The following is an 8085-nucleotide window of genomic DNA, read 5'->3' as shown; positions in this document are numbered from 1 at the left end:
CCGCTTGCACGGCGAGCTCGGCCACATCCCACCCATCGAGAAAGAGAACGCCTACTACTCACAAACCCCCGTCCCTCGACCGAGAGAACGGGTCAACTAGAGCCCCCACCAAACCCGGGGCTAGACATACAGGCGATCCGGGCACACTGCGGAGCTAGTAGCGGTGGCTTTTGAATTCGTGAAATTTCCGATGCTAAGGATTGCGGCCGTGTTCCTTTGGGCACCGGGATTCGACCGACGCGGCGGGGTCATTGCCGTTTGCGGTGATTGCGAGGCCTACGATAAGTCGTTAGTTGTTGTGAACAAAACTCATGGGAAGGCTGTTTGCTGCTAGGTTGAGTGTGCTGCCGACCGATTGGGGTCGGTCAGCATCATTCGCGACCGATTGGGGGTGGGTCAGCATCATTCACGGCTGACTACAGCCAGCTACTAGTGGGGGACCCAAATTGATACTCAGACCTAAACGTGCTTTTGCTGCCACAGCAACTGTGCTTCTGGCCATGTCTTCGACGGTAGGCACGCTGGGTGTCGCCCATGCTGATGAGCCAAGTAGCACGGGCAACGCGGCTCTCGATGCTATCCAAGACGCGAACCCCTCCGTTCTAACTGGGGTTGCAGAGACGACCCCATCCGCCTCTTCAGAGGTAGCGGTAGCAGCGACCTCCGATGGTGTGATCGCGAGCGAGGCGACTGACCCATCACAGGGCGTATCGATTAGCGGCGACCATGCCTCTGTGGTGATGAGTGTCCCGTTCGCTTCCAACGCGGATACGGCTGTGCCTGTGAGCGACGGAATCGTGTCGTTCGACAACAACAACGACACGTCAACCGTGCCTGTTGTGAAGTCAGACGGTTCTGTCGAGATCACGACGGTGATCGATAACGCAAATGCGCCAGCCACTTACGCGTACCCGATTACCGTTCACGGTGGCGGCTCGGTTGCGTTGAATGATGACGGAACAGTTTCGATCCTCAACGCGGATGGAAACTGGGTTGCCGGGATTGCGCCGGCCTGGGCGAAGGACGCAACAGGTGGCGCCGTTCCTACGCACTACACCGTCGATGGTGTCGGCGGCGCTCGAAAATGACGGAGGGGGGATTGCACGCTTCATCGACGATCACGCTTTCGCGAGTATCCGTGATGCCGGGGTTTCTAGGACCGAGCCGAACAAACGGCCGCGTGCATCGTTCCGTTGATTCGTGTACCCCGCGCCGAACGCGTGCTGGCAGCTCGACGCGACCGAGTATGTCCTCACCGGCGGCCGCAAATGTGTGATCTTCCAAAGCGGCGACGCACACAACTTCGTCTGCCGGGCTCGGCTCAGATTGCCCGCATACATTCTCGGGTTCCGCGGTAGACGCATCGACGATGCCGCCATCGTGAGGCTCGTAATCGGGCTCAAGAATCGCGGCTAGAACTGCGTGCTCGCAGCTTTTCTCGTTCCGGTCTTCATCAGGATGTGTCATCCTTGTGAAGTAAACGTTTCGTCCCAAGGAGGCGATGAAGTGGATTATGGATCTGTTGCCCGCACGGGCACCTTGGCGGCTACGGGTGCGGGCTTGTCGATCGCTACAGGTTTCTGGCTACCGGCGGTTGCGGCTGGTCTTCTGCTTATTGGGGTGGTTGTCGTTCGGATCGGATTCCGGCACCGCAAGAATATCGACGAGTCGTAGACGGGTGATCGGCCCGTGTCGGCGTCGGAGGGTGTGCCGAGCGCCCGTTGGGTCGGTACTCGCTGGAGTACGGTAGCGGCGTCGTTGACGTTGCTGGTGTTCCTAGCGTGGTCCTTATTGCACCTTTCCAGCATTTTCGTGGCGTTGATGGGGGATCATCGCACGGTCGGAGTGACCCTTTTGTGGTTCGTGGCATTGCTGATGTTGTGGTGGATCCCCGTGTCTTGGCTTGAGCACCCGATCGGGCTACAAGATAGCGCGGTGCAGTATGTCGGGCGTTTGCGGGTGACGGTGCAGGTCCCGGTCTACAACGAGGACGAGGATGCGTTACGTGGCTGTTTGGACTCGGTGTTACGGCAGACCCGTCTCCCGGACCGCATCGCTGTCGTTGATGACGGGTCGATCTACACCGGCAGTGATCCGGCTGGCCCCTACGCCCGGACCTTTCACTGGTTCGCCTCTACCTGTTGTTCAGCGGGCGTGGATGGTACGTGGGCACGGACCCAGAATCAGGGCAAACGCCATGCGCAGATGCACGCACTCACCGACGATGACGCGGACATCTTCGTGACCCTGGACTCGGATTCACTGCTGGACGCGCGCGCGATCGAGGAAGGTCTCAAACCCTTCGCCGACCCGCGGGTGAAATCAGTCGCCGGATCCGTTCTCGTCCTTAACAGCCGCAGCAATGCCCTAACCGCGCTGATCTCCATTCTCTATGTGCCATTCACGCGTGGATTTCGAGCAGCCCAGTCGCCGCTGCATTCGGTGATGATCAACTCTGGGACGCTCGCATTCTACCGAGCCGACACCGTCCGCAAACACGCTGCCTCCTACCCGCATGAACAGTTCGCGGGCCAGGAGATGCAAATGAACGACGACAGCATGCTCACCTTCTACGCTCTCCTCGAGGGCCGAACCGTGCACCAGCCCAGCTCATTCGCCTTCACCCTGGTGCCCGAGAGCTGGCCGCATTACCGCAAGCAGGCCCTCCGCTGGATGCGCGGCACCTTCATCCGTACTCTCTGGTGGATCCGCTATATGCGACTGAACCGCCCACCGTTCTGGATGGCCCTGTCCGAGGTTGGGCAGCTCTTCCTCGCCCTGATCTTCGGAGGCATCATCGCCTGGACTCTGATCACCCGACCCGGAACCCTCGCCATCATCGGATCCGCGATCGTTGTCACGTTGATACTCAACTACCTAATCGCGCTCCGCTTCTTCACCGTTTCCCGCACGGATGAGTCCCGACGGTTTAGGCTTCTCGTGTTCGCGCTGGCACCGGTGGCCGCGGTCTGGCGATTCTTAGTATTGCGGCCCATGCAGCTCTACGCCATAGCCACCTGCCGTCGCGTCTCGCAATGGGGCACCCGAACCACCATCGAAGTGCACCTCAGCCACGAGAACACTGAGCGCAGACCGAAATCCTGAACACCAGGGTTTGCCGCATTGCCTGACCGGACGGCTGAGGCGCGGGTCAACAATAAGCGGGAGCCTCAGCCCTCGCCAGGGTCGGTGTGATCCTTTTGGCCCTCATCCGTATCCGCCGCGACCGGGCTGCTCGCTCGAGCTAGTGGCCATCGCCCAGCACATTCCCACGGGACTTCGCGGCTGGAACTTCGAAACTTTAACAGGGTCTGCTGCACGGCAAGGTAGCGGCTATCGTTCTGCGAGTGCGGCAAAGATTGGCCGGTGCCGGGCGCCGGACGAGTCTTGGTCGGTTATGACGGTGAAGCTCCGAACGAGCCAGTTCGGTGACGCGAGGATATGATCGATCGGCATACCCAACGCGGGCGCGAGGAACGTCGGCCATGTTCCCGTGCTTGCGGCCTTTCGTGTGCTTGCGGCATCGTTACAGCCTCCGAGCGATGACTGGCCAAAGTTGTCGACGGTTGCATTGAAGTCGCCCACAAGAATCGTATTGGGGACACGGCATTCTGATTCCGCCCAGGCGAGGTCGGCGTTCCACTGCGAATTGCCGCGGAGAACCGGTTGCGCGACGTGAATAGCGATGAGCCGAGGAGGCGATGCACTAACGACGATGGCTTCTTTCGTGCTGGACGGTCCGTCAGCCGGGACGGACTGTAACCGACCCAAGTCACTCGAGGTCAGAACGTAGGTTTCTTGCCGTTCGGTCGGGGTTGGACTTACCGTAAACGCGGGCATCAGATCCGCTAGCTGAACGACGGTGCTGTAGGTGGCATCTGGTAGAACGACGATGTTTGCGTCGTTCATGTGTGCCACAGCGGCCACCTGCTCAGCAGAGACAAGGTCACCGTTGATATTCCACGACAAGATTCGTAAGTCACCGGAAACAGTGCGGGCCGGGAAATCGTTAGATATGCCGCCAATTGCGATCCCGAAGCCGCTGCATGTTGCAACAAGAACGAACGAGATTCCGAACACGGCGACTTGCTGTCGCCCCCGAGTCCAGAAGATGCCGAGCAGACCGAACCCAACTGCCACACCGACGTAACCGGCGGTGAGTGCGTTTCGCCCCGCGACCAACGAAGAAACGATCGATACTCGACCAAGCCCGAAGTGCCCTGCCATTAGCGAGAGGAACACACCGAGCATGACAACCAAGCCGCCACATATCCACGCGACCCGCGAAGCACGCCGGGGCGTCTCATCAGTCTGAGGGTTGGACGTGGGCAATGTCATCAAGGTTCAGTGTGTTGCTACCCGATCAAACAGTCAAACCGGGCGTGGCCGAGCGAATAAGAGCCGGTGTCTGACATTAGGACCCTCAGCGAGCGGCTCACTCTCACATTTCAACGAGCCCAGTAGATTGCGACCCCAGTATGTCGCTCGCTTTGACATGGGTTAGCCGCGACAGCTCCGTGATGGCCGAGCGCACCCGCGACGGCTTGGCGACGGCCAGGGCGCTAGGGCGTACGGGTGGGCAGAAGCCAAAAGTTGGGTGCTCGGCAGGTGAAAACTTGCCCGTCAGATGTACGAGGAGCCAGGTCCGGACGGAAAGCGTGCCCACACGGTGGCGCAGAAAGCGGCGGAGTTCAAGGTGAGCCGGCCCACGACTTACCGCTACCTCAGCGCACTGTAAGACAAGGTGTGGCGATGGCCCGGGGTGTCACCTGGTACCTTTTCCCGGTGTGACAACAGTCGAACCGGAGACCCCCTTTTCAGTTGGATGAGCACCAACCGGGTTGCTGGCCGTTGTTGGTGCTGACGGTGTTGGTGTTGGCGATGTTCAGGTAGCTGATTTGTTGGCTTTCTGTTGTGACGGCAATGTATTTGCCGTTCGGTGAGAGGCAGGCCGCGGTGATCGCGCCCATTGTGCTGGTTGCGGTGAAAAGTGTTGCCGTGGTCTGGCCCGTGGTGCGAGTCACAGTGGCGGGATCCGGCGTATCGGTGGGATTGTTGATGGTGATGACGCTGTTGGTGCTGTCGAAGATCGGGGCGCGTGCTGGTTCGCTGTTGACGGTGAAGGCTGTGCTGGGGGTGCCGACCTTGCTGAAGTCGGTCTGTGTGTACGATCCGTTGCTAGTGCTGATGAGCGTTTTGGTTCCCGGGATGAAGCCGTTCAGGCTGTCGGCCGTTGTGACGACGGTGGCGCCGGAGGTTCCGTCGCGTTCGCCGACGGTGTCGATGAGGAGCAGGGTGTGGTCGGCCGCTTGGGCGACGAGGGAGGTGCTGTTGGGCACGAACGCCCAGTTCTGGGTGCTGAGTTGTTCGTGGTCGGTGCCGGTGATGGGAATGGTGTAATCCTGACCGCGGGTGAGGTCGTAGGCGTAGAGCAGATCAGGGGGTGTTGGATACTGGGCTGAGGGGTTAGCGCTGAAGGTGTAGCCGAAGAGGTTGCTGCTGAGAGACGCCTTGAGGCTGGTGACGATTCCGGGCCCGGCGACTTGCACGGGAATGTCAGCGGCTCCGGTGAGGGAGACGATGGTGAGCGCGTCGGTTCCGTCGTCGTTGACGGTGTTCACGACGAGCGCCGTGGCAAAGGCGACGAAGCGGCGGATGTGCGGGGCGCTGTACACCGTCACCGCTGGGCCGCCTGACAGAGGCACTGACATGATCGCGTCTTGTGTCTGGGTTCCATCCGAGTCGGCGGCGGGGGCGAGGTAGTTGACGGTCGGGTCTGGCGTTGTGAAAGTGTAGGCGAGCGTCGATGAGGCGCCCGCAGAGATGCTCTGCACGTCGCTGACGGTCACGGTGTAGGCGGTGTCGTACTGCAGAATGTCGCTGAATTGAATGTCGATGCTCGACGCGTTGACCGATGCCGTGAAGCCGGCCGACGGCGTGATCGTGATGTGGCTGGCCGCGACGCCCGCGAGTGGTTCGTTGGTTTGCAGCAGTAAGCGTTGCCCGGCTCGTTCGACACTGGTGTTGAGATTGATCTGGGCTGACTTCAGCTGCGGGCCCTGAGTGAGATTCGCGCCGATGAGCGCCACGACCAGCAGCGAGAACACCGCGATGCTTCCGTACAGCAGCCGCCGAAAGCGTCGGCCCGAGCGTTCACGCCCCGACCCGCCGTTTCGGGTGACCAGTTCCGGTGGCCGCGGGGGCGCCTCAATAGACATAGGGCTCCGCCGGTTGGACCACCGCAGTGACGCTGTCGGGCTGAATCACGGTGGTCGCGGTGCTGAGCACGCTCGGGTTGGCTTCGAACGATCCGACGACACTCACCCAGCTATCGGCCTTGTAGGTGCCCGACCAGCCCGGGTCGTACACCGCGACACCGACCGGTTGCGCGTCAACCGCGCAACACGTGATAACGAAGCGGGCGACGTAGAACACGTTGTCGGGGTCGTCGCTGTCGGGCGTCACGAAGCCGGTGAGGGTAGCGGTCTTGCCAGCCAGGTCGTCGGCACCTGCCCCTTGCCGAATGAGGGCGGCCCAGTCTTTGACCGTGTAGGTCGAGGTGTCGGTCGAGGCAGATACACCGGTGCCCGCGTTGCTGAGCGTATTCGACGACCCATTCAGACTGCGTTGCTCGACGGCGGCAGAGGTCAACGTCGTCGGCGGCACGATCAGCAAGACCATCGCGGCGGCCACGACGACGCCGAGAGCTACCACTGCCCCACTGATCGTTAAGAGTCGTCGTCTGGGCCGTTCGAACGGTGACGGATGCTCGTGCTCGTCGTGTTCGTCTGAGCCGGGTACGGCAGCGAACGCGCCGACGATGAGAACGACGGCAAGACCGGCCATGATCATCGTGAAGACGTAATACCGCGGGTGGATGTACAGCCCAAGCTGCCCCGTGACACCGAGCCACAGCGTCGCGACGACGGCGATCATGCTGAGCGCGAGGCCCTTCCACCTAGAGACGAGTCGGCTAAAAGACAAGATTCACCGCCAACCCGATCGAGGCGGCGCAGACCGCGATCAGAACACTGACCTGAACGAGGGTTCTGGTGGTGAACGTGGTGCGCATCAGGACGAGCATCTTCACGTCGATCATGGGTCCGAAAATCAGGAACGCGACGATACCGCCGGGCAAGAAGGTAGACCCGAACGAGAGGATGAAGAACGCGTCGACGTTGGAGCAGATCGCGACGACGAACGCGAGTGCCATCAGTGCTAGCACCGACCAGAGCGGGTTGCTGCCGAGGGTGACGAGAAGGTTGCGTGACACGGCCACCTGGATCAACCCCGCCACGGCCGCGCCGACGAACAGCGCAGGCATCATCGCACTGCTCTCTCGACCGAACGAGATGAAGGTGCGCTGCATCTTCGTGCCGTGCTCGGCGTGTGCATCGACCGCACAGACGGCCTGAAACGCGGGCGTCAGCAGGGCATCCGGTTTCGGATGCTGGCTGTAGATCCACCCGACCAGATTCGCGATCAGCAGCCCACCGAGAACCCGCGAGAGGAGGATGCCGTCGCTGAAGCCGAAGGCCTGATAGGTCGTAATGATCGTGATCGGGTTGATGATGGGTGCCGCGAACAAAAACGTCATCGAATCGGCGACCGTGAGGCCGCTGACGATAAGACCTCGGGTGAGTGGAACGTTGCCGCACTCGCACACCGGCAGCAGAACACCCAGAAGTGAGACAGAGGTACGCCGTAATACCGGGTTCTTCGGCAGCCGGCGGAGGAGAAAACCCTCAGGAAGCCAGATCTGCACCACGGCCGAAAGCAGAATGCCGAGAATCACAAACGGCAACGACTCGATGATCACGCTTGTCGTGAGGGTGACGAAGTCTTTCGCCGGATCTGTCAGCCACGCCGTCACCGACGGCGGCGTGAATAACCGCACTGCCAGAAGCAGCAGAATCGCGATGATTCCGACGGTCGGTGCCCACCGCCACTCCGACCGGGTCAGGTCGCGGAGGGTGGGCTCGGCTGGCAACGTGCGTGTCAGAGCAACCTCCTCAGATCGGCCCCATTCAACCACGGACCGCATCAGTGAAGCCTGCGAGACGCCGGATCACCTCGAATCAGACG

General features: G+C 61.1%; 6 protein-coding genes and 1 pseudogene. 3 read left to right on the top strand and 4 right to left on the bottom strand.

Annotated features, from left to right (window positions below; all coding sequences use genetic code 11):
- The first annotated feature begins 782 nt into the window (after positions 1–782).
- The 3 genes and pseudogenes from IEX24_RS08035 to IEX24_RS08025 all read left to right on the top strand — a co-directional run bounded on the left by IEX24_RS08035 (position 783) and on the right by IEX24_RS08025 (position 3105).
- Positions 783–1088, top strand: a complete 306-nt coding sequence (locus IEX24_RS08035; RefSeq protein WP_188676343.1) for a hypothetical protein — start codon at positions 783–785, stop codon at positions 1086–1088.
- 52 nt (positions 1089–1140) lie between these two features.
- Positions 1141–1323: pseudogene (locus tag IEX24_RS08030) on the top strand (hypothetical protein); the annotation flags it as partial.
- A 435-nt stretch (positions 1324–1758) separates the two neighbouring features.
- The gene (locus IEX24_RS08025; RefSeq protein ID WP_203585862.1) at positions 1759–3105 is read left to right on the top strand and encodes a glycosyltransferase; all 1347 of its coding nucleotides are present in this window, start codon (positions 1759–1761) and stop codon (positions 3103–3105) included.
- A 228-nt stretch (positions 3106–3333) separates the two neighbouring features.
- Here the strand turns inward: IEX24_RS08025 and IEX24_RS08020 are convergent, their stop codons facing one another.
- The 4 genes from IEX24_RS08020 to IEX24_RS08005 form a co-directional block, all read right to left on the bottom strand.
- Positions 3334–4251: an endonuclease/exonuclease/phosphatase family protein gene (locus IEX24_RS08020; RefSeq protein ID WP_188676339.1), complete on the bottom strand. Its 918-nt coding sequence runs from the start codon at positions 4249–4251 to the stop codon at positions 3334–3336.
- 566 nt (positions 4252–4817) lie between these two features.
- On the bottom strand, positions 4818–6218 hold the full coding sequence (locus tag IEX24_RS08015) for a hypothetical protein (RefSeq protein ID WP_188676335.1): 1401 nt from the start codon (positions 6216–6218) through the stop codon (positions 4818–4820).
- Positions 6208–6984 carry a TIGR03943 family putative permease subunit gene (locus IEX24_RS08010; RefSeq protein ID WP_229715164.1) on the bottom strand — a complete coding sequence of 259 codons (777 nt, stop codon included), beginning with the start codon at positions 6982–6984 and terminating at the stop codon, positions 6208–6210. Before IEX24_RS08010 ends, IEX24_RS08015 begins: the two co-directional genes overlap by 11 nt.
- Entirely contained in the window at positions 6974–8044 is a 1071-nt protein-coding gene (locus tag IEX24_RS08005; RefSeq protein WP_188676333.1) for a permease, read from the bottom strand. Before IEX24_RS08005 ends, IEX24_RS08010 begins: the two co-directional genes overlap by 11 nt.
- Positions 8045–8085: the final 41 nt, after the last annotated feature.

This window comes from Subtercola lobariae (genome assembly GCF_014640255.1).
In the GTDB taxonomy this organism is placed as follows: Bacteria; Actinomycetota; Actinomycetes; order Actinomycetales; family Microbacteriaceae; genus Subtercola; species Subtercola lobariae.
Note: the sequence above shows the minus strand (reverse complement) of the source record. Positions and strands in the feature narration are given on the sequence as shown.